Raw genomic sequence first — 23,946 nt, forward strand, 5'->3', positions numbered from 1 at the left:
AGTTGATATCGCAAAAGAATCTTGCAACACCGCAGTGCGGTGCCGGTCACACACCACGCTATTTGCTCAGAGGGAGCGCCGCCGTCCTGCGGTGCTCCCTCTTGGCCATACGGCCTTACAGGTAGTCGCGAACCAGCAGTTCGGCAATCTGGACGCTGTTGGTGGCAGCGCCCTTACGAACGTTATCGGCCACGATCCACATATTTACACCATTGGGGTGAGAAATATCCTGACGAATGCGGCCAACCAGCACTTCATCCTTGCCGGTTGCATCACGCACCGGTGTCGGATAGTCCCCTTCCTCTTCAAACAGTGTCACGCCCGGTGCCGCGCGCAGCAGATCCTTTACCTGCTCGGCATCGAGCGGCTGGTGCAGCTCGACATGCACTGCTTCGGAGTGGCCGTAGAAGACCGGCACCCGCACGCAAGTCGGGTTCACGGCAATGCTGGCATCGCCCAGGATCTTCTGAGTCTCCCACACCATCTTCATCTCTTCCCGGGTGTAGCCGTTGTCGGTGAAGCTGTCGATCTGCGGGATCAGGTTGAACGCGATCTGCTGGGGGTAGAGAGTCGGCTCGACCGGGCGACCATTGAGCAGCTGGGCGGTCTGGCCTGCCAGTTCACTCACCCCCTCCTTGCCGGAGCCTGAGACGGACTGATAGGTGGCGACGTTGATACGGGCGATGCCCACCTCGTCGTGCAGCGGCTTCAGGGCCACCAGCATCTGGATAGTGGAGCAGTTGGGATTGGCGATGATGTTGCGATTGCGAAAATCGGCCAGCGCATCCGGGTTGACTTCCGGGATCACCAGCGGAATATCTTCGTCGTAACGGAAGCAGGAGGTGTTGTCGATGACTATACAGCCATGCTCGGCAGCAATCGGCGCCCACTTGGCAGAGACCTCGGCCCCGGCAGAGAACAGGGCAATCTGCACCTCGCTCCAGTCAAACTCCTCGACATCGAGGATCTCGAGATTCTTGCCATCAAAGCGCACGGTTTCACCGGCGCTGCGGCTGGAAGCCAGCGGATAGAGCGTAGCGACCGGAAACTCGCGCTCTTCCAGGATCTCGATCATGGCCTGGCCCACGGCGCCACTTGCGCCCAATACCGCGACATTAAACTGCTGGCTCATTCTGTTCTCCTCTAATAAAACGGCTATGGCGCCTGCAGGCGCCATGGTCGGCGGGGCTCCGATATGCGGGGCATCCTCGCCTGATATGGCCAATCCGAGGCAGAGCAAACCTGCCTCGGATTGGTAAAAACGGGGCCAATAAGTAGTGCGGACGTAACAGTCCACCCACCTTATGAGTGTGAAATATCAAATCCGGCAGCGCCGAGCATGTCACAGGCAAACTCACCCTGGATCTGCAGGGAGGATAGCTCGCGGCGCTCCGGATAATGTTTGCGCTGCTCATCGAAGCTACCCGGGATACCCAGCCGGGCGCGAAAACGGGCATCGTCGCGGCGCACATCGTAGATAAGGTGAACCAGCTGCTTGATCAATGCCTGATCCGGCGCCCGTCCGGGCACCACCGCCTGCACATCGGCAGCCGGCAGCAGTGTACGCAGATCCTGACGGGGCTCGCGCCCCAACTGGCGGCAGAGCGCCTCATAGAGCATCCAGGTACCACGCGCCTTCCCCTCCAGGCTGTAGCCGGCAATGTGAGGGGTGGCAATTTCGGTATGGGGCACCAGCTCTGCCAATGGCTCCGGCTCGTTCTCCCAGACATCCATCACCAGTCGCAATGGCTTGTCGCTCAACTGACGCGCCAACAGGGCCCGGTTATCCCACACCTCGCCACGGGATGCGTTGATAAGGATCTGCCCGGCGGGGCGCGCAGCAATATGCTCGGCATCCAGCAGATGGTAGGTCGCATCCGGCCCGTCACGGGTAATGGGCACATGGAAGCTGACGATATCGGCGCCAAGAGCAGTCTGATAGTCGACGAAATCCGCATCAGGGGCATTGCGCGCCTTGGGAGGATCACAACGCAGCACCCGCATGCCGAGCGCTTGGGCCTTGCCGGCCACGCACTCGCCGGTGTTGCCAGCCCCAATCACCGCCAGCGTCATGGTTGCGAGCTCAAGCTCGTAGCGCTCGGCAAGCACCAGCAGGGCGGAAAGCACATAGTCCCCCACCGAATATTTGTTGCAGCCGGGGGCGCTATAAAAGGGGATATTGCGGCTAGCCAGCAAAGTCTTGTCGACATGATCAGTGCCGATGGTCGCGGTACCGACAAAAGCCAGTTTGGGGCTGGTTGCCAGCAGGTCGGCATTCACCCTGGTCACTGAACGCACTAGCAGCACATCGGCGTCCTGCAGATCGTTGGCCTGCATCTGACGCCCGGGCAGGGCAACCACTTCACCAAACTCGGCAAACAGCTCCACGGCGTGGGGCATATTCTCATCTACGACTATTTTCATCGGGCTCTCTTTGCAGGCAACCGCCATGGACGCGCCATTCTAGCCCAAAGCCCGCCAATATTTCAGCCTGACATGCACTTGGTTACCGCAGACCAAGGGTAATTGATGAACGAACAGCCAAATGTGTAAGCAGAGGTAAACAGAAGGGCAGGTCTGCTTTGTCGTCAAACCATGCAGTGGCACAATGGCGCTCTTTTTCCAGACCCTTGCCGATAGAGATCATGCCGCCCCATAGCCCTTCCCTCTCCCGCAGTCAGGTGCTCGCGTTCACCACCCTCTTGATCCTGCCCCTGCTGCTGCTTGCCATCCTCCCCTGGCAACCCTTTCTGACCGGCTCGCTGCAATCGGGCTGGCTCTGGTGGCCTTATGCCCTCACCCGCATGGTCGATATTCCCGGAATTGGGATCAGCGCCGCGCTGCTGTTGCTGCTGACCAGGCAGAAACTGCAGCTCGATCGCTCATCCCTGCTTGCTCTGGCCGGCGCGCTGCTGGTGCTGCTCGCCGGAGACTGGCTCATCAAAAGCATCATCAAGCATCTGACCGAGGAGCCCAGACCTTATCTGCTCTGGCTGGAGAGCCAATCGCTGATCCCCGCCATAAAAATCTTCTACGCAGCTAGTACCGACGTGCGCAGCGAACAGGTACACGCAGCCAGCCAGCTGCTGGCGCTGCCCCAGTGGCTTGGCAATCACTGGCAAAAGGAGGTGAACTACGCCTTCCCCTCCGGCCACAGCATCGCCGCCATGAGCCTTGCCCAGTTCTTTGGCCTCATCTGGCTGGCTCGCGCACCGGCAGGGGTCTGGCTACTGCCGCTCTGGGCTCTCGGAATAGGGCTGTCACGCATGGTGATCGGCATGCACTGGCCAACCGATGTGCTGGCCAGCGCCATTCTCGGCAGCATCACGGCGCTGCTGGCCGCTCGCTGGTGGCTGCACAGATATTGAGCCATCGCTTGTCCCGCAAGGCTCCCTCTTGCGGGATGGGGACAAGCCTGCGCTTTTTTGCCATAATGCCGCCTCATTTTATGCTGACCGAGATCCCATGACCGACGCAGTTCATACCCTCAAGGGCCGTTTTCGTGGTTTTTACCCCGTCGTCATCGATGTTGAAACAGCCGGCTTCAACGCCAAAACCGATGCCCTGCTCGAAATCGCGGCTTATACCCTGAAAATGGATGAGCAAGGATGGCTCCTGCCCGATCAGATTTTCCATTTTCATGTGGAGCCTTTCGAAGGTGCCAATCTGGAGCGTGCCGCTCTGGAGTTCACCGGTATCGATCCCTTCAACCCGCTGCGCGGAGCTGTCTCTGAAAAAGAGGCGCTGACCGAGATCTTCAAGGGGATCCGCAAGGGGATGAAGGAGAGCGACTGCAGCCGCGCCATTATCGTGGCCCACAACGCCACCTTCGATCACGGCTTCGTGATGGCGGCAGCCGAGCGGGCTGGCCTCAAGCGCAATCCGTTCCATCCGTTCGCCACCTTCGATACCGCCGCCCTCTCCGGGCTGGCGCTCGGCCAGACCGTGCTGGCCAAGGCGTGCCAGAGCGCCCGCATTCCGTTTGACAACAAAGAGGCTCACTCTGCTCTCTATGATACCGAGCGGACCACCGACCTCTTCTGCCATATCGTCAACCGTTGGAAGAGCATGGGCGGCTGGCCGCCAGTCGGGCCGGATAGCGACTCAGCCTCCGGAGATGAGGATCTGGAATAAGTTGCAAAGGCTGCCGCAGGCAGCCTTTCTTTATGGTGCTTTGACTCTCTTTTCCTCTATTACCCCTTCCCCGCCTGCTTTCTCCCCCAGGCGATTCCCGCACGATTGCAAGATGGGGGTCATAATGCACGAAGGGCAAATACCATCCCCGATCAACTTTGTTGCAGATGACCTTGGTCAGAAGCCAGTTTTGACCGATTTTTTTCTCGACATTTGTCACATTTTTCGCAAACTAACTCCCCTTCACATGACAGACAGCAATAACAAACATAAGGAAATCAAATGAATCCAGTTGTTATCGCAGTCGGGCTGATGCTGGTACTCAGTCTGCTGCGGATCAATGTGGTGGTCTCACTTGCGCTGGGCGCCATTGCCGGCGGTCTGGTCGGCGGGCTCTCCCTGACCGATACCCTGACTACCTTCAGCGGCGGTCTGGGTGGCGGCGCCGAGATCGCGCTCTCCTACGCCATGCTCGGGGCCTTTGCGGTCGCCATCTCCCGCTCCGGGATCACCGACCTGCTGGCCAGCAAGGTGATCAGCCAGCTGGGCAAGGATGCCAGCAGCAGCCGTATTTTGTGGGTCAAGACCCTGCTGCTCTCATCCGTTCTGGCAGTATCCATCTCCTCGCAAAACATCATCCCGGTGCATATCGCCTTTATTCCGATCCTGATCCCACCTCTCCTCCACGTGATGGCGCAGATGCAGATCGACCGTCGTCAGGTGGCCTGTGTCATCACCTTCGGCCTGACAGCCACCTATATGGTGCTGCCGATCGGCTTTGGCGGCATCTTCCTGAACAATATTCTGGCCAAAAACCTCATCGATAACGGTGTGCCGATCACCTCCAGCCAGATCCCGCTGGCCATGGCCATCCCGGGCTGTGGCATGGTACTGGGCCTGTTGATTGCAGTGTTCTTCAGTTACCGCAAACCCCGCCAGTATGACCTGGCCAAGATCCTGGAAGCCGAGCCGGAAACCGTTGAGCTCAATCTCAACCATATCTGGGTTGCCCTGCTGGCTATCGGTGTCGCACTTGGTCTCCAGCTGACGACCAACAGCATAGTGCTGGGTGCGCTGGCCGGTTTCGTCATCTTCACCTGCGGTGGCGTCATCAAGTTTCGCGAGAGCCAGGATGCTTTCACCCAGGGGGTACGCATGATGTCGCTGATCGGCTTCATCATGATCTCCGCCGCCGGCTTTGCCGCCGTCATGAAGGCGACTCACGGCGTCGAAAGTCTGGTTCAGGTCGTTTCCAGCTCCATCGGTCAGCACAAAGGCATTGCCGCCTTCCTGATGCTGCTGGTGGGTCTGCTCATCACCATGGGGATCGGTTCCTCCTTCTCCACCGTGCCCATTATCGCCACCATCTATGTGCCGCTCTGCCTGCAGCTGGGTTTCTCTCCCATGGCAATCATCGCGCTGGTCGGTACCGCCGGTGCGCTGGGGGATGCAGGCTCGCCTGCTTCGGACTCAACCCTCGGCCCCACATCGGGCCTTAACGCTGATGGTCAGCACGACCATATCTGGGACAGCGTGGTGCCCACCTTCATCCACTACAATATCCCGCTGGTTATCTTCGGCTGGATTGCCGCCATGGTGCTCTGATCTGAAAATGGCACTGTCTAGATAGCAAAGGCGGCCTGTTGGCCGCCTTTTTGTTGCTGATGGCAAGCTGTTTGCTGCTCTACCCGAGCGCCACTTCCTGCATGATGGCGCGATTTACAAAGTAGCGGTGGCAGAACTGGAGAAAGTCCTGCAAGGTCAACGGCCTTGAGTAGAAGTACCCTTGGATCTCGTCTACCCCTATGCTCAGCACCGCCTTGAGTTCGTCGTTGTTTTCCACCCCTTCGGCCACGACGCGCACCCCCAGCTGATGAGAGAGCGAGGTGATAGCCTCAACAAAGAGTGCTTGCCGGGTATCGTTGTCGATGGCGGTGATAAAGGAGCGGTCAATCTTCAGCTTGTCGAAATAGAGCTCACGCAGATATGAGAATGAGGACCAGCCGGTTCCAAAATCATCGAGCGCCACCCGCACCCCGATGTGGCGCAATGAGGCGATGATCTGCTTGCTCAGCTCGATATCATCCAGCGCTATGGTCTCGGTCAGTTCCACGATCAACTGCTGTAACCCGAGCGGACCGACACTCATCCTCTCCTCTACATTGGCGGCCAGCCCCATATTGAACATGGAGCTGGAGAGGTTGACCGAGATCTCCAGCAACTCCACCAGATCTTGCGGGAAGATGGAAAGATCACGCTGCAAACGGTGGAAAATCCAGAGCCCCAGCGCCTCTCCCAGACCGTTTTCCTCTGCCAGCGCGATGATATCGAGCGGCGGAATAAAGCCATATTCCGGATGATTCCAGCGGATCAGCACCTCGGCCCCCAGCCGGACAGCACTCTGACCACGCACTATCGGCTGATAGTAGAGGCAGAGCTGCTGGCACTCGGGGCTCTGGATCAATTCACGCAACTCGGTCGAGAGGCGGCGGTTGCGCAGGTAGTGTTGATGCATGGCTCGGGAGAAGACCACTGAACGATGAAGCCGCTGGCGCTTGGCACTATCGAGGGCGATATCGGCAAACAGCAGCATCTCTTCCGGAGTATGTACCGGACGAGCGTATTGGCTCACCCCCATAAAGACCCTGACCCGGTGCGCCGGATCTGCCGCAAAGGCCAGATCGGCCAACTCGGTGCGCAACTGCTCCAGAAAGGGGAAACGCAGATAGGTCGGCATGGCGCCGGAGATAATGATGGCAAACTCGTCGCTGCCGGTGCGGGCCACAAAAATACCTGGTGCCGCCACGCTATGAATCCGTTCGGCTAGCTGTTTCAGCAGCCCATCCCCTATCTCATATCCCAGGCTGTCGTTCACTTCACGAAAGTGGCCCAGATCCACCAGGCAGACAGTGATACTGCTGCCGCCGCCACGATAGGCTGCCCGCAACTTCAGGTGCTTGATAAGCGCCGCCCGATTGGGGAGACGGGTCAGGGGATCGTTCCACGCAAGAAACTGCTGGTGACGCACTTCGCGAAACAGCATCACCAGCATCACCATAGTTGCCGACATCAGAAAGGCGAGAATGGCAAAATTCTGGGTACGCGACTCATTGAGCAGTTCGCGCTGAGCAATGGCAGAGGGGCCGGTAAAGTTCTTCACCATGACATCACGAATAGCCGCCAGATCGCGATCGAGTTCTATCGAGAAACGAGCTAACCGGGTCGAATCGCGCGTTCCGCTCACCACATCCTGTTCGTACTCTTCAAACAGCGACATCAGCTGCCCCGCGGCTTGGGCAGCACCAAAGCGAGACCTGACCGGCTTTGCCTCTTCACCATGCAGGAAAACATCAAGTCGGTTCCAGGCGATGTCAAACCGCTTGTTCATCTCCTCCTGACTCACCGAGCTGGCGCGATAAAGCTGGAGTGATTCGCCAAAACCGTGAACTTCCAACTCCAACTGTGCCAACGCCCAGGCTGACAACTGGGTATAGCGAGTCACTGCATTGAATGCGCGGTCATAGTTCCAGACCGACCAGATGGCGACCCCCAAAAAGGCAGTCACCATCAGGATCAGGCTGACAAACTTGCCGCGCAGCATGTTACTTGCTCTCTAGCCCAATCAGCTGCCACACCATGCGGCTGTGATAGAGCTCCTTGTTCAGGTCGGGGTAATCAGAGAGCGGGTAGATAATCCAGAGAGGTCCTTTGTTGCGCAGGGTCAGCGGCTTGCCATCCTGCTTCTCGGCAACCAGCACAGGATACTTGCCACCATCCTCGACAGGCACGGCAGCCCAGTAATCATTGACGGCTATCGCCTTCACTTCGCTGCTCTTTAGGCCGTATTTCTTCACCAGCTCCCGCAGCAGCACCCCGCGGTAAGTGTGACTGCCTTCGGTCCAGGGCGTTTTGGTGGTCACTTCGCTTTGCGGCAGTGCCTCAAACTCGGCCCGGGTCAGACTAATCTGCCCCTTGCCATTGCAACACCCATCACCCTTAATCGTCAGAAACGCATCGTCTGCCAGCACCACGCTTGATACGAGACACCCAGACAACAACAGCACTCTGCCAAACCATCCGGTCATGATGAACCTCCATGTCATTGTGTTCAGTTTATTAATCGTACTCTCTTCTGCCATATGCAAACGAAAGAGAGGGGATACCGACTAAAGTCGCAGCCACACAACACAAGCAGAGGCACACCTTATTGACTACGACCTCAATGTCCTGAGACAGGATGACACCACTCCCCTATCACTCACAACCGTTTAACAAAAAAATAATGCCCTTTTGGCTCTCGTTTCTATCACCGAAGTGAGTTGTGCACCCTCGATTCGCTATGGCGAAGCACCATCAGGAAAACATAAAAAAGGCCGCTCAATGAGCGGCCTTCTGGCATTACCAATCAGGGATTAGCTATCGCGGCGCTTGCCACCGAACTTGCGACCCTTGTCGAAACCGCCTTCACGGCGATCCTTGTTGAAGGGACGGTCACCCTGCGGACGGCGATCCTTGTTGAAAGGACGGTCGCCACGGAACGGACGATCACCGCGCGGCGGACGGCTGCTGGTGTTGCCACCGGCCGGCACTTCGGTGTAGCGAGTGATCTGCAGCGGACGCTGGCAAACACGGGCTTTCTTGATCACTTCCAGCACATCGGCGCTCATGCCCTTGGGCAGATCGACGGTGGAGAAGTCGTCAGCGATGTCGATGTTGCCGATGAAGCGGCTCTCGATGTTCGCTTCGTTGGCGATGGCGCCCACGATCTGGCCCGGCTTGACGCCGTGATGGGCACCCACGTCTACGCGGTAGCGCTCCATCTCCACATCCGGGTTGTCTTTGAGCGGACGCGGCTCCAGGGAAGGCATACGACGGGCCGGACGATCGCCACGGTCACCGAAGTCACGACCGCCACGGTCATTGAAGTCACGACGCTCGAAGCCACCGCGATCGTTGCTGTTGTTGAACAGCGGATCCGGGATGGAGTCATCCAGCAGCAGCGGTTGGTCGCCCTGTACCAGCTTGGCCAGTGCGGCAGCCAGCTCCAGCGGATCGGCAGAATCTTCTTCGATCAGCTCGTTTACCAGGTTGTGGTAGATCTCGAGCTCTTCGCCCATCATGGTTTCGCGGATACGCTCTTTGAACTTGGCCAGACGGTGCTGGTTGATGTCCTCGGTGCTCGGCATCTTCATCGGCTCGATGGCCTGACGGGTTGCGTGCTCGATGGCGCGCAGCATGCGGCGCTCGCGCGGAGCCACGAACAGGATGGCCTCGCCCTTGCGACCGGCACGACCAGTACGGCCGATACGGTGAACGTAGGATTCGGTGTCGTACGGAATGTCGTAGTTCACTACGTGAGTGATGCGCTCAACGTCCAGACCACGGGCAACCACATCGGTGGCGATCAGGATGTCCAGCTGGCCCTGACGCAGCTTGTCAACGGTACGCTCACGCAGCTTCTGCGGGATGTCGCCGTGCAGCGCTTCACAGGCGTGGCCACGAGCGGCCAGCTTGCCAGCCAGCTCTTCAGCGGCGTTCTTGGTACGCACAAACACCAGCAGAGCTTCGTAAGGCTCGACTTCCAGCAGACGGGTCATGGCGTCCAGCTTGTGCAGACCGGTCACCTGCCAGTAACGCTGGCGGATGGTGGTGGCGGTAGCAGTCTTGGAGGCGATCTTGATCTCTTTGGGCTGCTTCAGGTGCTTCTGGGCCACACGACGGATCTGCTCCGGCATGGTGGCGGAGAAGAGCGCAACCTGACGACCGGCCGGGCACTGATCCATGATCCAGTCCACGTCGTCGATGAAGCCCATGCGCAGCATTTCGTCCGCTTCGTCCAGCACCAGAGCTTTCAGACCGGAGAGATCCAGGTTCTTGCGACGGATCAGATCCATCACGCGGCCCGGAGTACCGACGACAACCTGAGCACCGCGACGCAGAGCGCGGGTCTGGGTTTCGTAGGAGGCGCCACCGTAGATGGGCAGCACGTGGAAATCAGGCATGTGGTGGGCATAGCGTTGGCACGCTTCAGCCACCTGCAGAGCCAGTTCGCGAGTCGGCGCCAGCACCAGGATCTGGGTGTTGCGGTTACCAGCTTCCAGACGAGACAACAGAGGCAAGGCAAAAGCAGCGGTCTTCCCTGTACCGGTTTGCGCCTGCCCCAGCAGATCGTGGCCCGCCATCAGGTGGGGAATTGCTGCGGCCTGGATGGGGGACGGGCGCTCATAGCCCACGTCCTGCAGCGCTTTCAATACAGGCGCGGCCAGTCCAAGCTCACTAAAAAGGGGCAGTTGTTCGGTATCAGACATAGATTCTTCCAGATTAAGGCAGGCGGCTAACACCGCGGAATAGCAAAAAGGCGGCGATTATAGCGCCACTTTGTTCTGCTGTCTTGAAAAATGTGATAAGCCTCTCAAGACGTTGGCAATTATAGAGGGATCTTGCGAGTTAAGCTTGCTTATTTTTCACTCATGATGCGTTATTGCAGATCGTTCCTCTCCGGAGTCCTTGCCCCGCTTGTGCTTGAGCACCGCCATGGTCAACCGGCTGGTGCACAATAAACGACCACGTTCATCGCGAATTTCTATCTGCCACACCTGAGTCGTCGCCCCCAGATGCAGTGGCGAGCAGCGCCCCGTTACCACCCCCTCCCGCTTGGCTCGCAGATGGTTGGCGTTCACCTCCAGACCCACACAATAGCTGTCAGGCCCGACCGCCATATTGGCCGCGAGCGATCCCAGCGTCTCTGCCAGCACCACAGAGGCACCACCGTGCAACATACCGAGCGGCTGGTGGGTGCGGTGATCCACCGGCATGGTGGCCTCCAGCCAGTCGGAGCCAAAGGCGGTATAGATGATATCGAGGTGGGCCATCAGGGTATTACGGGAGCTAGCGTTGAGCCCTTCAAGGCTCATGGGTCTGCGCCAGATGGGGGATGATTCCTGACTCATGAAAAGAGAACTCCTTCAATTGCATGGGGAAAATGGAGCATCACTGCATTGCACAACAAGCCTGCCCCGGCCAGCAGCCGGGGCAGGAAAAAACCTGAAACCGGCCCCCTTACCAGGGGTAGGTGACGCCGGGCCACTCGGCCCAGGGCATCTCCCGACCCGGCAAGCGGGGCTCTGACCACTGCCACACGTTGGCGAGCCAGTCGCGCAGCAGTCCTTCCAACTCTTCATCACTGATGGGAGCCTCGGCCACCTTCCAGAAAAAGAGCTCCGCCTCCACTTCCGGCAGTACCGAAGGGTAGAGATAAACCCCGCCCCAGAATTGCGGCTCCCGATCCGGACTCCAGAGGCCATAGGCGAACGAGCGCTTGGCCAGAAACTCCGACTGCTGCCACTCCAGATCCCCTTCGTGCTGACTCAGGCTGAAATTGGCGGAGGGCCAGAGATCGTTTGGCCGAAACAGCTGATGGAGTTGCTCGCGCTCGCGCAGGATGGCGACAAACTCCACCACCGCCTGAGCGGGGGTGGCGGGCAACAACAAGAAACGCGGGTGCCGATAGGCTTTCGGCACCCGAAACCGCTTGGGAAATCGCAGCATCAGAGCAGCTCCAGCAGGGCTTGCAGCGGATGTTTGATCTTCTCTCCCTCCATCCGTTTGACCTGACTGCGGCAGGAATAACCGGTAGCCAGACAGCGATCCTGTGGCAAACGGGCCAGCGGTTCGGCCCAGCTCAACCCATAAATTCCCTTGGAGTTCTCCACCTGTTTGACATCGTGGCCATAAGTGCCCGCCATGCCGCAGCAACCGACCGAGACCGGTTGCAGTTTGGCGCCAAAGCGGCCAAACAGGGTACCCCAGTCGCCGTGGGTCGAGGGCTTGGCAGTCTTCTCGGTGCAGTGGGCAAAGAGATACCAGGGCTCTGCAGTCTGATCTTCACGTTTCGGCAGCACGTCGGCCGGAAGCGAGAGCAGCCACTCCTGCGGCAACATCACCTGAAAATCACCGCGCGCCGGCCCCAGCGCCTTGGCGTACTCGTCGCGATAGCAGAGCACCATGGCCGGATCCACCCCCACCATGGGAATGCCGAGCGCCGCAATCTTGTTGAGGAACTGGGCGCTGCTCGCCGCGGTGCGGGCAAAGGCGCGCAGGAACCCCTTGATATGCTGGGGCTTGCCGTTGGGCTTGAAGGGCAGCAGGTAGGGCTGGAACCCGAGCTTGCTGGCGAGTTTCACCAGATCCCGCACCACGGGGGCATCGTAATAACTGGTGAAGGGGTCCTGCACGATCAGCACCACCTTCTGGCGCTGCTCGGGAGTCATGGCCTCCAGACCCGGCAGGTCGAAGTAACGGGCGCGGTTATCACGCAGTTCCTCTGCCAGAGTCGGCACGCTCAAGAGCGGCACATCGACCATGCCGATGCCCTTTTCAGCCGCCTTCTGGGCCCACTCTTTTTCCAGGAAGAAGTTGACCAGCTTCGGCGCTTTGGCGAGCAGCGGCGCATAGCTTTCAACGGTGCCGACGAAATAATCCTTGGGCGCGCGCAGGTAGCGACCGTGGTAGAGCTGCATAAAGCGGGCGCGAAAATCGGGCACATCCACCTTGATCGGGCACTGGCTGGTGCACGCCTTGCAGGCAAGGCAGCCAGCCATCGCCTCCATCACCTCGTGGGAGAAGTCATACTCGCCGCGCTGTTTGGCCCAGCTGTTGCGCACCTTGTCCACCAGCTGTTTGAAGCGCACGCCGCCGGAGTGAAGTGCCACCTCTTCCGCCAACGGATCGAACCCCTGCTCCGCCAACTGACGCAGCCACTCGCGCATCAGGCCGGCCCGCCCCTTGGGTGAGTGACGGCGGTCGCGGCTTATTTTAACCGAGGGACACATGGGGGAGTCGGTTTCGAAGGTGAAGCAGAGACCGTTGCCGTTGCAATCGAGGGCCCGGGTATAACTCTCGCGCACCGCCACCGGGATCTGGCGATCATACTTGCCGCGCTTGGGCCCATCCACCGACACCAGCTCGGCATCGCAGCCATAGGGGACGCAGATCTTGCCCGGGTTGATGCGGTTGGCCGGGTCGAACGCCCCCTTGACCCGCTGCAGCTCTTCCCACAGCTCGCCAAAGAAGGCGGGGCTGTATTCGGAGCGAAAGCCCTTACCGTGCTCACCCCACATCAGGCCGCCATATTTGGCGGTAAGGGCCACCACCTGATCGGAGATGCGCCGCAGCAGCACCTCCTGTTCGGGATCGCACAAATCGAGCGCCGGTCGCACATGCAGCACACCGGCATCGACGTGGCCAAACATGCCGTAGTCAAGGCCGTGGGCGTCCAGCAAAGCACGAAACTCCATGATGAAATCGGCCAGCGACTCTGGCGGCACCGCGGTATCTTCAGTGAACGCCACCGGCTTCTTGCGCCCTTCGGCGTTGCCGAGCAGCCCCACCGACTTCTTGCGCATGGCGTAGATGGTCTCTATGCTCGGCAGGTGGTCACACACCTGATAGCCGATGATCCCGGCTTCACCGTTGGCCAGCAGCGCGTCGATACGGCGGCAGAGCTCCGCCACCTTGGCCTTGTGCGCAGCCTCGTCGGTATCGGCAAATTCGACGATGTTGAGCCCCTGCAGATCCTTGCCGGGCACATCCTGAATAAGTTCTTTCACCGAATGCCAGATGATGTCGGCGCGGGCCAGCCCGAGCACCCGGGAGTCCACAGTCTCCACCGACAGCGCTTGGGCCTCAACCATAAAGGGGGCGTTGCGCAGGGCGGAGGGGAAGCTGTCGTATTTGACGTTGACCAGGGTGCGGTAGCGCGGGATGGGTGTGATGTTGAGTCTGGCTTCGGTGATAAAGCCGAGAGACCCTTCAGATCCGCACAGCACCCGGCTGACATCCAGCGTATCGGTATCAGGTTGATAGAGGTGCTTCAGATCGTAACCGGTCAAAAAGCGGTTGAGCTTGGGGAAGGTCGCCTCGATGTCGGCGCGGCGCTCCTTGCCGATACGATAGAGGGTGCGATAGATCTCCCCTTCCCGATTCTCCAGCGCCAGCTTGTCGGCAAGTCGCTCACCGGTCAGCGGCTCGGTCGCCATCAGGTCACCATTCTCCAGCACGGCTTTGAGGCCAAGCACGTGATCCGAGGTTTTGCCGTAAACCAGCGAGCCCTGCCCCGAGGCGTCGGTGTTGATCATGCCACCCAGGGTAGCGCGGTTGGAGGTGGAAAGATCCGGCGAGAAGAAGTAGCCGTGGGGTTTCAAATAGGCGTTGAGCTGGTCTTTCACCACCCCGGCCTGGGCACGCACCCACCCCTCTTCCAGATTAATTTCCATGATCTGGTTCATATGACGGGAGAGATCGACGATAATGCCGCCGCCCAATGACTGACCGTTGGTGCCGGTACCGCCACCGCGAGGGAAAAAACTCAGAGTGTGGTACGCCGGCTCCGCCGCCAGCTTGAGCATCACTGCTATGTCGTCCGCACTGCGCGGATAGAGAACCGCCTGAGGTACTACCTGATAGACGCTGTTGTCCGTCGCCATCGCCAACCGGCTTGCATAAGACTTTTCGATATCACCACGAAAGGCGCTGCGCCCTAGCAACTCTAGGAACGACAGGGTTGTGGGTGACAAACTGTCCTGGTAATCGAGTCTCGGGATCATGAATCCTTGTTCCCTTATTTGCTTGATGCCGGCACCCCGGCGACTACGACTGACCCATCGCCCGTCAATGGTAATCAGGCCAGTCCGCTCACATGTGAGCGGGCAGTATATCAGCTCGAAAACCGCTTGCGCGTAGCAATATTAACCATTTGAAAGGAGGACTCTTATGGCTCACCACAGCCATGTTATCAGTACGCTGGTCACCACAGAGAAGCAGGCGCTCACCCTGTCGCTGTTTGGCTGCATCACTTTCGCCATCTTCGGCATCGGCTACGGCCTGTTCGTTGGCTCCAACGCCATCATGCTCGATGGTATCTTTACCCTGTTCAGCATGGGCATGACGGGCCTCGGTCTGGTCACCGCCTACCTCGTCACCCGCCCCTCCGATGACCGTTTCCAGTATGGCTATGCGCACTTCGAGCCTATCGCCAACGTCATCAATGGCTCCATTATTCTGCTGCTCTGTCTGGCGGCACTCTACAACGGCCTCACCACCCTGTTTGAAGGGGGACGGGAGATCGATCTCGGTCATGCCCTCATCTATGCCGTTGTCTCCACCTTCTTCTGCGCCATCCTCTACCGGATTGAAGCCCAGGTCGCCGAGCAGGTTGACTCCGAACTGGTGCGGGTAGACTCCAAGGAGTGGCTGGTGGATACCCTGCTCAGTGCCACCCTGCTTATCGGTTTCGTGGTTGCCATCGGCCTCGATGCCATCGGCTACGGCCAATACAACCGCTATATCGACCCGGTGCTGGTTTCACTGCTGGCCCTCTGCGCCACCCTCATTCCCATCAAGGTGCTCGGTCGCAACCTGCGGGAAGTGCTGAAAATCGCCCCCAGAGGGGATGTTTCCCAGCTGGTCGAGAACGAAGTCGAGGCGCTGCGCCAGCGTCACGGCGTCGAGTGCTACAGCCATCTGGCGAAAAGTGGTCGCCGCTTCGATCTCGAACTCAACATTCTGGTCGCCCCGGGTCAGGAGTGGCCCGTCGAGCGGCAGGATGCCCTGCGTCAGGAGCTCTGGTCCCGCCTCGGCGACACCCTGGGCGATGCCTGGCTCTCGGTCTGTTTCACCCGCGAAAAGCGCTGGTTGTAACCCGATAACCGGTGGAGGCTGCCTGCCAGCCTCCACCGGCTGCGTCACATCCCGACACCGCCCACTTGCCAAATTGGCGCCAGCCGCTATCATCAGGGCTCATTTTTAACCCGAGGTTTTATTGCCCATCATGGACAATCCCCGAAGTTGCCCTTCGTTTCTTCCCGTCAAAAGCTATCTGTTTCTGCTTAACCAGCGCCTCTGAATAACGCCATTGCCTTGCTGCTGCGGCTTTCGCTAGCCCTGTTCACTGTTCGCTCTGTCTGTTTTTTTGAGGTCACATAATGGAATTGCTGCTGGATCCCCACATCTGGATCGGTCTTTTTACCCTGATCATTCTCGAGATCGTGCTCGGGATCGACAACCTGGTCTTCATCGCCATTCTGGTGAAAAAGCTGCCCCCCGCCCAGCGGGACAAGGCGCGCGTACTCGGCCTTGGCCTCGCCCTGCTGATGCGGCTGGTGCTCTTGAGCGTGATGTCGTGGCTGGTCACCCTCACCACCCCCATTTTGCATATCTGGGATCACCCCTTCTCCGGTCGCGATCTGATCCTGATGGGGGGCGGTATCTTCCTGCTGTTCAAGGCAACCTCCGAGCTGCACGAGCGGTTGGAGGCCAAACCTCACGATGATGGCCCGGTCGGCGCCTACGCCAGCTTCGGCGTGGTGATCGCCCAAATTCTGGTGCTGGACGCGGTCTTCTCGCTGGACTCCATCATCACCGCCGTCGGCATGGTGGAACACCTCGGTGTGATGATGGCCGCCGTGACCATCGCCATGGTGGTGATGGTGCTCGCCTCCAAGCCGCTGACCCGCTTCGTCAACGCCCACCCGACCGTGGTGGTGCTCTGCCTGAGCTTCCTGCTGATGATCGGTTTCAGCCTAGTGGCGGAGGGCTTCGGCTTCCATATTCCGAAGGGCTACCTCTACGCGGCCATCGGCTTCTCGGTGCTGATTGAGTTTTTCAACCAGCTGGCCCAGCACAGCGCCATGCGCCACGAAGCCAAACAGCCGCTGCGCGAGCGCACCACCGCAGCCATCTTCAAGCTGATGGGGAGCAAGGCGTATCAGGACCGACCGGATGACGATCTGGATGCCCCGGCCGCCGCACCGGTGAGCTTTGGCGAGGAGGAGCGCTACATGGTGACCGGCGTGCTGTCGCTGGCCGAGCGCTCCATCCGCACCATCATGACGCCGCGCTCCGAGATGGCCTGGATCGATATCAACGACTCCAGCGAGGATATCCGCATCCTGCTGCAACGCGAACCCCACAGCCTGTTCCCGGTCTGTGACGGGGATCTGGACGAGGTGATCGGCGTGGTCAAGGCGCGCGACCTGCTGTTTGCCCTCAACGAAGGGCAATCCTTAAGCGCGCTGGCCAAGCAGAACGACCCCATTATCGTGCCGCAGACCATCAACGTGATTAAGCTGCTGGCGGAGCTGCGCAAGGCGAAGGGGAGCCTCATTCTGGTGGCCGACGAGTTCGGCGTGATCCAGGGTCTGGTCACCACCCACGACCTGCTGGAGGCGATTGTCGGCGAACTGCCGGATGAAGATGAAACCCCAGACATGATCCGCGATGGCGAAGGGTGGCTCATCAATGGCAGCACCAACATCCACCATGTGGAGCAGGTGCTGGAGCACGAGGGGCTGGTGAGCGAGAGCGACGAGTACGTGACCCTGGCCGGCATGCTGCTCTCCCACTTCGGCACCCTGCCCACCCCGGGCCAGCAGCTGCAACTGCAGGCGCTCAACTTCGAGGTGCTGGAGGTGAGCGAGCGGCGCATCGAGCGGGTGCGGGTGATGCCGGTCGCTGGCTAATCCTGCGTAAAACCACCATGACAAGAGGGCCTGTGAGCCCTCTTTTTTTATTCGCCTTTCCTTTGCATATGATGCACCGATTGCGGCGCCCGCTTGGCCCCGCCAGCCATCCGCCGCGACGTTCATTCCCTTCCAATCGCGATTGCTGCATGCAGTGCAATTCAATGGTGCAATTACCCCTCTTTGTTGCAACGCTATTGGCGGCTAGAGTCACCCTCAATCCCACCATGAGGAACTCAAGATGAGCCACGATCACCTGTTTTGCCCGCAGCGACTGGGTCAGCTGCACCTTGCCAACCGCATCGTCATGCCCCCCATGACCCGCTCCCGTGCCAGTCAGCCCGGTGATGTGGCCAACGCCATGATGGCCACCTACTACGCCCAGCGTGCCGGTGCCGGCCTTATCATCAGCGAGGGCACCCAGATCGATCCCATGGGCAAGGGCTACGCCTGGACGCCGGGTATCTACAGCGCCGATCAGATCGCCGGCTGGAAGGGGGTGACCGACGCCGTTCACGCCAAACATGGCACCATCTTCGCCCAGCTCTGGCACGTCGGTCGGGTCACCCATCCGGACAACATCGGCGGCGCCCAGCCCATCTCGGCCTCGGCCCTGCCCGCGGTCGGCGTCAAGGTGTTTGTCGATAACGGCAGCGATGCCCCCGGTTTTGTCGAGACCGTCACCCCGCGCGCCATGACCCAGGCCGATATCGATGCGGTAGTGGGCCAGTTCCGTCAGGCGGCTCGCAACGCCATCAGCGCCGGTTTTGACGGCATCGAGCTGCACGCCGCCAACGGCTACCTCATCAACCAGTTCCTCGACTCCGAGTCCAACGCCCGCACCGACGGCTACGGCGGTTCGCTGGAGAACCGGCTGCGTTTTCTCAAAGAGGTGACCGAAGCGGTCTGCAGCGAGATCGGGGCTGACCGGGTCGGGGTGCGTCTTGCGCCGCTCACCACCCTCAACGGCACCGTGGATGCCAACCCGCAGGAGACCTATCTGGCGGCCGCCCGCCTGCTGGGCCAGCTCAACGTGGTCTACCTGCACATCGCCGAAGCGGACTGGGACGATGCCCCCCTGATGCCGGAGAACTTCAAGCAGGGTCTGCGCGATGCCTTCCCCAACACCCTGATCTATGCCGGCAAATATGACGGCGAGCGGGCGCGCGCCGCCCTCAAGGCGGGCTGGGCCGACATGATTGGCTTTGGCCGCCCCTTCGTCGCCAACCCGGACCTGCCGGAGCGGCTGCGCCACGGCTATCCGCTGGCCCCCCACGATCCGGCCACCCTGTTTGGCGGTGGCGAGAAGGGGCTGACTGACTACCCGACCTATCAGGCCGATGACGCATAAAACCGGCCGTTGCTTGCCAATGGCCAGCAAACCACGTTAAGCAGGCCCCACAGGTTGGGGCCTGCCGTATTGTTGCGCAATTGCAACAGTGGAATTTTTACTGTCTTGCTGTTGCAATAATCTCATCAAGCTCTCCCCACTGTTTCGCAAGGAGTCATCATGAATCACACCCAAGCCTGGTGCTGGCATGCCCCGGGTGAACCGGAGCAGCTCACCCTCGCCGACCTCCCGCTCTCCCCCCTTGGCCCCGATGAGGTAGTGGTGGCCAACCGGGTCATCGCCTTCAATCCGGTGGACTGGAAGCTGATCGAATATGGCCACTCCAACTGGCAGGACGGTCAGGTGCCCGGCGTCGATGGCATGGGCACGATCGTGGCGCTCGGCGCCAACGTCAGCCATCTGCGTCTCGGCGCCCGGGTCGCCTACCACACCGATCTGCGCCACCACGGCAGCTTTGCCCGCCACACCAAAGTGCCGGCACGCGCCCTGCTGCCGGTACCCGATGCCCTGAGCGACGAGGCGGCCGCCGCCCTGCCCTGTCCCGGTCTCACCGCCTGGCAGGCACTGGCCAAGCTGCCGCGCCTGCACGGGGAAGCGCTGCTCATCACCGGCGCCGGCAGCAGCGTCGGCCGCTTTGCGGTGCAGCTCGCCCTCCAGCAGGGGGCGCGGGTATTTGCCAGCGCCAGTCCACGCCACCATCAGTGGCTCAAACAGATCGGGGTGCAGGGGGTGGCCGATTATCGGGATCCCGACTGGCTGGCCACCTTGCAGGCCGCCAACGGCAGCGAGCCGTTCGAGGGGATCATCGATCTGGTCTCGAGCCAACAGGCAGAGAGCCTGCTGCCTACCCTTGGCTACTACGGCCATATGGTGACTGTGCTCGGGCGCATCCCGCACAATCCGCTACCCGCTTTTGCCCATTGCCACTCGTTGCACGAGATTGCACTGGGTGCCCAGCACGCCTTTGGCTCGGACAAACAGTGGAGCCGACTGGTCGCCGCCGGTGTCGCCATGATGGAGCAGATGGCGAGCGGCGAGCTGACCCTGCCGCCGCTGATGGTCGGCGACTTTGAGTCACTGCCGACCCTGCTCGAGCGCTTCAAGCGCGAAGGACAGGGCGAGAAGTTTCTGGTGCGGGTGGCATAGCGCTGACCTTCCTCGATAATCACACCGACCATTGAAACGAAAGAGGCCCGCCAGTGATGGCGAGCCTCTTTTTAAATCAACTGCATTTCATATCGACGGCATTGATGCCTGACTCAGTGCAGCTGCACCCCGTGGCGGGCGGCATGCGTGCGAATATCACGGGTCAGCCGCGCCTTGTCGGCCAAGCTCAGCCAGCTCGCCTCCACCGCATTGAGCGAGAGACGGCAGAGCTGATCCGCAGTGGCACCGAGATCGTCCGCCAGCGCCGCAAAGTTGGCCCCCATGTAACCACCGAAGTAGGCGGGATCGTCGGAGTTGATGGTGACGCAGATCCCCTGCTCCAGCAGCCGCAGCACATTGTGGTGGGCCATCTGGTCAAACACCTTGAGCCGGGTGTTGGAGAGGGGGCAGACGGTGAGCGGCAACCGGGTATCGGCCAGATAGCGCAGCAGCTCGGGATCGTCGGCCGAGCGCACCCCGTGATCAATGCGACACACCTGCAGCTCGTTGATCGCCTGCCAGATGTAGTCGGCAGGCCCCTCTTCGCCCGCATGGGCCACCACCGGCAGCCCCAGTTCGCGGCATTTGGCAAAAATCCGGGCAAACTTGCTGGGCGGATTGCCCTTCTCACCCGAGTCGAGGCCGATGCCGTGGATCCGTGACAGGAAGGGCATAGCCTCTACCAGCGTAGCGAACGCCTCCTCCTCACTCAGGTGGCGCAAAAAACTCATGATAAGGCGCCAGCTGATGCCAAACTCCTGCTCCCCGCGCTGCAGCGCCCGCTCGATACCGCCGAGCACGGTAGCAAAGGGGATGCCGCGGGCAGTGTGGGTCTGCGGGTCGAAGAAGATCTCCACATGCACCACCTTGTCGGCGGCGCACCGCTCAAGATAGGCCCAGGTGAGGTCGAAGAAGTCCTGCTCGGTCACCAGCACACTGGCACCGCGATAGTAGAGGTCGAGAAAGGATTGCAGGCAGTCAAAGTCATAGGCGGCGCGCACGCTGGCCACGTCGGGCCAGGGCAGCGGCACATTGTTGCGTTTGCCAAGCTCGAACATCAGCTCGGGTTCGAGGGTGCCCTCAATGTGAAGGTGCAGCTCCAGCTTGGGCAATTCGGCTATAAAGTGTTCGGCAATAGGGTTATCCATGGCGACGGCTCCATCAGCGACCAGATCCCGAGGGCAACCCCTCCACACGATTGCCCCGACTTCATGCTTATTGTGCGCTCAAGTTGCAAGACAGGGGAGACTTGTCATCAAACAGATTTATAATGGCGTCACAAAAATCATAAATGATTGAACGTCTTACCGATTGGCAGCTCGTCTGCGCCCTGACAAGGAGTTTTCATGAAGAACGTCATCTGTGACATCGACGGTGTCATCCTGCACAACAACGATCTCATTCCCGGCGCCGACCGCTTCGTCCATCGCCTGCTGGAGCAGGGCAGCAAGCTGCTGTTTCTGACCAACTACCCGGCCCAGACCCAGAAAGATCTGCAAAACCGCTTCCGCTCCGCCGGAATCGAGGTGCCGGAGGAGTGCTTCTACACCTCCGCCATGGGCACCGCCGACTTTCTCAAGCGTCAGGATGGCAAGAAGGCCTATGTGATCGGCGAAGGGGCGCTGACCCACGAGCTCTACAAGGCCGGCTTTACCATCACCGATATCGACCCCGACTTCGTGGTGGTGGGCGAGACCCGCAACTACAACTGGACCATGATCCAGCAGGGGGCCAAGTTCGTCGATCAGGGGGCCCGCTTTATCGCCACCAACCCGGATACCCACGGCCCCATGATGCACCCGGCCTGCGGCGCCCTGTGCGCCCCCATCGAGCGGATGACCGGCAAGAAGCCGTTCTACGTCGGCAAGCCGAGCGCCTGGATCATCCGCGCGGCGCTCAACCGGATGGAGGCCCACTCCGACGACACCATCATCATCGGCGACAACCTGCGCACCGACATTCTGGCGGGCTTTCAGGCAGGCCTCGAGACGGTGCTGGTGCTCTCCGGGGTGAGCAAGGTCGCCGATATCGACCGCATGCCGTTTCGGCCGAACCACATCTTCGACTCCGTGGTCGACATCGATATCGTCTGATACCCAAGGATTTAAACCGGGCAGGTCTCCCCTGCCCCAGCTGGACCTGTTATGGAACCCATTCTCATCGCCGTGGCCTTTGGCTGCGGCATGCTGGTCAATCTGATTGGCCTGCCCCCTCTGCTCGGCTTTCTGGCCGCCGGTTTTATCCTCAATGGCATGGGCTATCACAATACCCCGGCCCTCAACGAGATCGCCGATCTCGGCGTCACCCTGCTGCTGTTCACCATCGGTCTCAAGCTCAATATCAAGACCCTGATGCGGCGCGATGTGTGGGGCACCACCAGCCTGCACCTGCTGCTCTCCACCCTGCTCTTTACCGTGGTACTGCTGGTTTGCAAGGGGCTCGGGCTGGTGCTGGCCCTGTCGCTGGACTGGAAGCTGGCACTGCTGCTGGGCTTTGCCCTCTCCTTCTCCAGCACCGTCTTTGCGGTCAAGGTGCTGGAAGATCGCAGTGACATGAATGCCCTCTACGCCCGCATCGCCATCGGCGTGCTGGTGATGCAGGATGTGTTCGCGGTGGCGTTTCTGGCCTTTTCCAGCGGCAAGTGGCCCAGCATCTGGGCGCTCTGGGTGCTGGGACTGCCGCTGCTGCGCCCGCTGCTGTTCAAGCTCTTGGAGCGGGCCGGTCACGGCGAGCTGCAGGTGCTGTTCGGGGTCTTTCTGGCGCTGGTGGTGGGGGCAGCCGGGTTTGAAGTGGTCGGCCTCAAGCCGGATCTCGGAGCCCTCATCATCGGTATGATGCTCGCCTCTCATCCGGCAGCGGCGGGCCTTGCCAAGGCGCTCTTCAACCTCAAAGACCTGTTTCTTATCTGCTTCTTCCTCACCATCGGTCTCAACGGTCTGCCGACCCACGACACCATGTTGCTGGCACTGGCGCTGGTACTGGCCCTGCCGCTCAAAAGCGCCCTCTACTATCTGGTCTACAGCGGCGCTCACCTGCGGGTACGCACCGCCCTGCTCTCCACCCTGGCGCTCACCAACTTCTCGGAATTTGGCCTGATCGTCGCGGCCATCGCCGCCAAGGCGGGCTGGCTCTCCTACGAGTGGCTGGTGGCGGTTTCGCTGGCGCTGGCGGCGAGCTTTATGATCTCCGCTCCGCTCAATGCCCAGAGCGAGCGGATCTACCATCGCATCGGTCACTGGCTCAAGGGGTTGCAGGCGAGCAACCTTCATCCGGAAGACAGACCCATCGAGCTGGGCGATGCGGAGGTGATCATCCTCGGCATGGGGCGGATCGGTCAGGGGGCCTACTTCGAGCTGGAGAACAAGTACGGCAACGTCATCCTCGGGGTGGAGAACGACAGCGAGAAGCTGCCCACCCTGCGCGCCCAGGGGATGAACGTCATCGAGGGGGATGCCACCGATACCGACTTCTGGGACAAGGTACTGCTCTCCAATCAGGTCAATCTGGTGCTACTGGCGATGCCCCACCACTCGGGGAATCTCTATGCCATCGAGAAGCTGCGCAGCCACGGCTTTGCCGGCAAGATCGCCGCCATCGTTCGCTTCGAGGATGATATCGCCTCCCTCAAGGAGCAGGGGGTGGATGCGGTGTTCAACGTCTACAACGAAGCGGGCAGCGGCTTTGCCCGCCATGTGATCCGCCGTTTGCAGCCGCTCTGATCCTGCAGCCAGCGGCCCTTGGCAAGGGAATGTGCATCGTTTAAGTTATGCACAACCTCGTTTAATAAAACGAACAAAC

The 23,946-nt window shown here is 60.2% G+C and carries 18 protein-coding genes; 9 read left to right on the forward strand and 9 right to left on the reverse strand.

All coding sequences use genetic code 11. From position 1 onward, the window contains the following. Nucleotides 1-115: 115 nt before the first annotated feature. Nucleotides 116-1,132 carry an aspartate-semialdehyde dehydrogenase gene (locus BS300_RS05815; RefSeq protein ID WP_071911425.1) on the reverse strand — a complete coding sequence of 339 codons (1,017 nt, stop codon included), beginning with the start codon at nucleotides 1,130-1,132 and terminating at the stop codon, nucleotides 116-118. Between the two features lie 170 nt (nucleotides 1,133-1,302). Then, nucleotides 1,303-2,424, reverse strand: coding sequence for a 4-phosphoerythronate dehydrogenase (locus tag BS300_RS05820; RefSeq protein ID WP_071911426.1), 1,122 nt, complete (start codon nucleotides 2,422-2,424; stop codon nucleotides 1,303-1,305). 221 nt (nucleotides 2,425-2,645) lie between these two features. On the opposite strand from BS300_RS05820, the gene BS300_RS05825 reads away from it, so the two are divergent. From BS300_RS05825 to BS300_RS05835, 3 genes are all read left to right on the forward strand, one after another. Next, on the forward strand, nucleotides 2,646-3,368 hold the full coding sequence (locus BS300_RS05825) for a phosphatase PAP2 family protein (protein WP_071911428.1): 723 nt from the start codon (nucleotides 2,646-2,648) through the stop codon (nucleotides 3,366-3,368). A gap of 97 nt (nucleotides 3,369-3,465) precedes the next feature. Continuing rightward, complete coding sequence (rnt, locus tag BS300_RS05830; RefSeq protein ID WP_041209394.1) at nucleotides 3,466-4,134, forward strand: ribonuclease T; 669 nt, start codon at nucleotides 3,466-3,468, stop codon at nucleotides 4,132-4,134. 282 nt (nucleotides 4,135-4,416) lie between these two features. After that, entirely contained in the window at nucleotides 4,417-5,739 is a 1,323-nt protein-coding gene (locus BS300_RS05835) for a Na+/H+ antiporter family protein (RefSeq protein ID WP_071911429.1), read from the forward strand. A gap of 79 nt (nucleotides 5,740-5,818) precedes the next feature. Here the strand turns inward: BS300_RS05835 and BS300_RS05840 are convergent, their stop codons facing one another. The 6 genes from BS300_RS05840 to BS300_RS05865 form a co-directional block, all read right to left on the reverse strand. Beyond that, complete coding sequence (locus tag BS300_RS05840; RefSeq protein WP_071911431.1) at nucleotides 5,819-7,735, reverse strand: bifunctional diguanylate cyclase/phosphodiesterase; 1,917 nt, start codon at nucleotides 7,733-7,735, stop codon at nucleotides 5,819-5,821. 1 nt (nucleotide 7,736) lies between these two features. Continuing rightward, on the reverse strand, nucleotides 7,737-8,219 hold the full coding sequence (locus BS300_RS05845; protein ID WP_071911433.1) for a molybdopterin-dependent oxidoreductase: 483 nt from the start codon (nucleotides 8,217-8,219) through the stop codon (nucleotides 7,737-7,739). A gap of 327 nt (nucleotides 8,220-8,546) precedes the next feature. Then, nucleotides 8,547-10,442, reverse strand: coding sequence for a DEAD/DEAH box helicase (locus BS300_RS05850; RefSeq protein ID WP_041209390.1), 1,896 nt, complete (start codon nucleotides 10,440-10,442; stop codon nucleotides 8,547-8,549). Nucleotides 10,443-10,598: 156 nt separating this feature from the next. Further along, the gene (locus BS300_RS05855) at nucleotides 10,599-11,084 is read right to left on the reverse strand and encodes a hotdog fold thioesterase (RefSeq protein WP_071911435.1); all 486 of its coding nucleotides are present in this window, start codon (nucleotides 11,082-11,084) and stop codon (nucleotides 10,599-10,601) included. Between the two features lie 109 nt (nucleotides 11,085-11,193). Then, nucleotides 11,194-11,682, reverse strand: a complete 489-nt coding sequence (locus tag BS300_RS05860) for a hypothetical protein (protein WP_071911437.1) — start codon at nucleotides 11,680-11,682, stop codon at nucleotides 11,194-11,196. After that, the gene (locus BS300_RS05865; RefSeq protein WP_071911439.1) at nucleotides 11,682-14,738 is read right to left on the reverse strand and encodes an FAD-binding and (Fe-S)-binding domain-containing protein; all 3,057 of its coding nucleotides are present in this window, start codon (nucleotides 14,736-14,738) and stop codon (nucleotides 11,682-11,684) included. Before BS300_RS05865 ends, BS300_RS05860 begins: the two co-directional genes overlap by 1 nt. 166 nt (nucleotides 14,739-14,904) lie before the next feature. On the opposite strand from BS300_RS05865, the gene BS300_RS05870 reads away from it, so the two are divergent. The 4 genes from BS300_RS05870 (at nucleotide 14,905) to BS300_RS05885 (ending at nucleotide 20,148) form a co-directional block, all read left to right on the forward strand. Further along, nucleotides 14,905-15,831, forward strand: a complete 927-nt coding sequence (locus BS300_RS05870) for a cation diffusion facilitator family transporter (RefSeq protein WP_041209386.1) — start codon at nucleotides 14,905-14,907, stop codon at nucleotides 15,829-15,831. A 284-nt stretch (nucleotides 15,832-16,115) separates the two neighbouring features. Next, nucleotides 16,116-17,651 (forward strand): TerC family protein, encoded by a 1,536-nt coding sequence (locus tag BS300_RS05875; RefSeq protein ID WP_071911441.1) that lies wholly within the window; start codon nucleotides 16,116-16,118, stop codon nucleotides 17,649-17,651. Between the two features lie 241 nt (nucleotides 17,652-17,892). Further along, nucleotides 17,893-19,002, forward strand: a complete 1,110-nt coding sequence (locus tag BS300_RS05880; protein ID WP_071911443.1) for an alkene reductase — start codon at nucleotides 17,893-17,895, stop codon at nucleotides 19,000-19,002. Nucleotides 19,003-19,161: 159 nt separating this feature from the next. Beyond that, a complete protein-coding gene (locus tag BS300_RS05885; protein WP_071911445.1) occupies nucleotides 19,162-20,148 on the forward strand; it encodes a zinc-binding dehydrogenase in 987 nt (328 codons plus the stop codon). Nucleotides 20,149-20,261: 113 nt separating this feature from the next. Here BS300_RS05885 and BS300_RS05890 read toward each other — a convergent pair whose 3' ends face one another. Further along, complete coding sequence (locus BS300_RS05890; protein ID WP_071911447.1) at nucleotides 20,262-21,296, reverse strand: adenosine deaminase; 1,035 nt, start codon at nucleotides 21,294-21,296, stop codon at nucleotides 20,262-20,264. Nucleotides 21,297-21,494: 198 nt separating this feature from the next. Between BS300_RS05890 and BS300_RS05895 the strand changes: the two genes are divergently transcribed. Together BS300_RS05895 and BS300_RS05900 are read left to right on the forward strand one after the other, a co-directional pair. Continuing rightward, nucleotides 21,495-22,241 (forward strand): HAD-IIA family hydrolase, encoded by a 747-nt coding sequence (locus tag BS300_RS05895; RefSeq protein ID WP_033115984.1) that lies wholly within the window; start codon nucleotides 21,495-21,497, stop codon nucleotides 22,239-22,241. Nucleotides 22,242-22,292: 51 nt separating this feature from the next. After that, a complete protein-coding gene (locus BS300_RS05900) occupies nucleotides 22,293-23,867 on the forward strand; it encodes a cation:proton antiporter family protein (protein ID WP_041209381.1) in 1,575 nt (524 codons plus the stop codon). Nucleotides 23,868-23,946: the final 79 nt, after the last annotated feature.

It is taken from the genome of Aeromonas sp. SCS5, assembly GCF_001887375.1.
Classification (GTDB): Bacteria; Pseudomonadota; Gammaproteobacteria; order Enterobacterales; family Aeromonadaceae; genus Aeromonas; species Aeromonas jandaei.

Coding starts and splice junctions, on each gene's coding strand:
- BS300_RS05815 (WP_071911425.1), bottom strand. CDS start 1,132: ATGAGCCAGCAGTTTAATGTCGCGGTATTGGGCGCAAGTGGCGCCGTG.
- BS300_RS05820 (WP_071911426.1), bottom strand. CDS start 2,424: ATGAAAATAGTCGTAGATGAGAATATGCCCCACGCCGTGGAGCTGTTT.
- BS300_RS05825 (WP_071911428.1), top strand. CDS start 2,646: ATGCCGCCCCATAGCCCTTCCCTCTCCCGCAGTCAGGTGCTCGCGTTC.
- rnt (WP_041209394.1), top strand. CDS start 3,466: ATGACCGACGCAGTTCATACCCTCAAGGGCCGTTTTCGTGGTTTTTAC.
- BS300_RS05835 (WP_071911429.1), top strand. CDS start 4,417: ATGAATCCAGTTGTTATCGCAGTCGGGCTGATGCTGGTACTCAGTCTG.
- BS300_RS05840 (WP_071911431.1), bottom strand. CDS start 7,735: ATGCTGCGCGGCAAGTTTGTCAGCCTGATCCTGATGGTGACTGCCTTT.
- BS300_RS05845 (WP_071911433.1), bottom strand. CDS start 8,219: ATGACCGGATGGTTTGGCAGAGTGCTGTTGTTGTCTGGGTGTCTCGTA.
- BS300_RS05850 (WP_041209390.1), bottom strand. CDS start 10,442: ATGTCTGATACCGAACAACTGCCCCTTTTTAGTGAGCTTGGACTGGCC.
- BS300_RS05855 (WP_071911435.1), bottom strand. CDS start 11,084: ATGAGTCAGGAATCATCCCCCATCTGGCGCAGACCCATGAGCCTTGAA.
- BS300_RS05860 (WP_071911437.1), bottom strand. CDS start 11,682: ATGCTGCGATTTCCCAAGCGGTTTCGGGTGCCGAAAGCCTATCGGCAC.
- BS300_RS05865 (WP_071911439.1), bottom strand. CDS start 14,738: ATGATCCCGAGACTCGATTACCAGGACAGTTTGTCACCCACAACCCTG.
- BS300_RS05870 (WP_041209386.1), top strand. CDS start 14,905: ATGGCTCACCACAGCCATGTTATCAGTACGCTGGTCACCACAGAGAAG.
- BS300_RS05875 (WP_071911441.1), top strand. CDS start 16,116: ATGGAATTGCTGCTGGATCCCCACATCTGGATCGGTCTTTTTACCCTG.
- BS300_RS05880 (WP_071911443.1), top strand. CDS start 17,893: ATGAGCCACGATCACCTGTTTTGCCCGCAGCGACTGGGTCAGCTGCAC.
- BS300_RS05885 (WP_071911445.1), top strand. CDS start 19,162: ATGAATCACACCCAAGCCTGGTGCTGGCATGCCCCGGGTGAACCGGAG.
- BS300_RS05890 (WP_071911447.1), bottom strand. CDS start 21,296: ATGGATAACCCTATTGCCGAACACTTTATAGCCGAATTGCCCAAGCTG.
- BS300_RS05895 (WP_033115984.1), top strand. CDS start 21,495: ATGAAGAACGTCATCTGTGACATCGACGGTGTCATCCTGCACAACAAC.
- BS300_RS05900 (WP_041209381.1), top strand. CDS start 22,293: ATGGAACCCATTCTCATCGCCGTGGCCTTTGGCTGCGGCATGCTGGTC.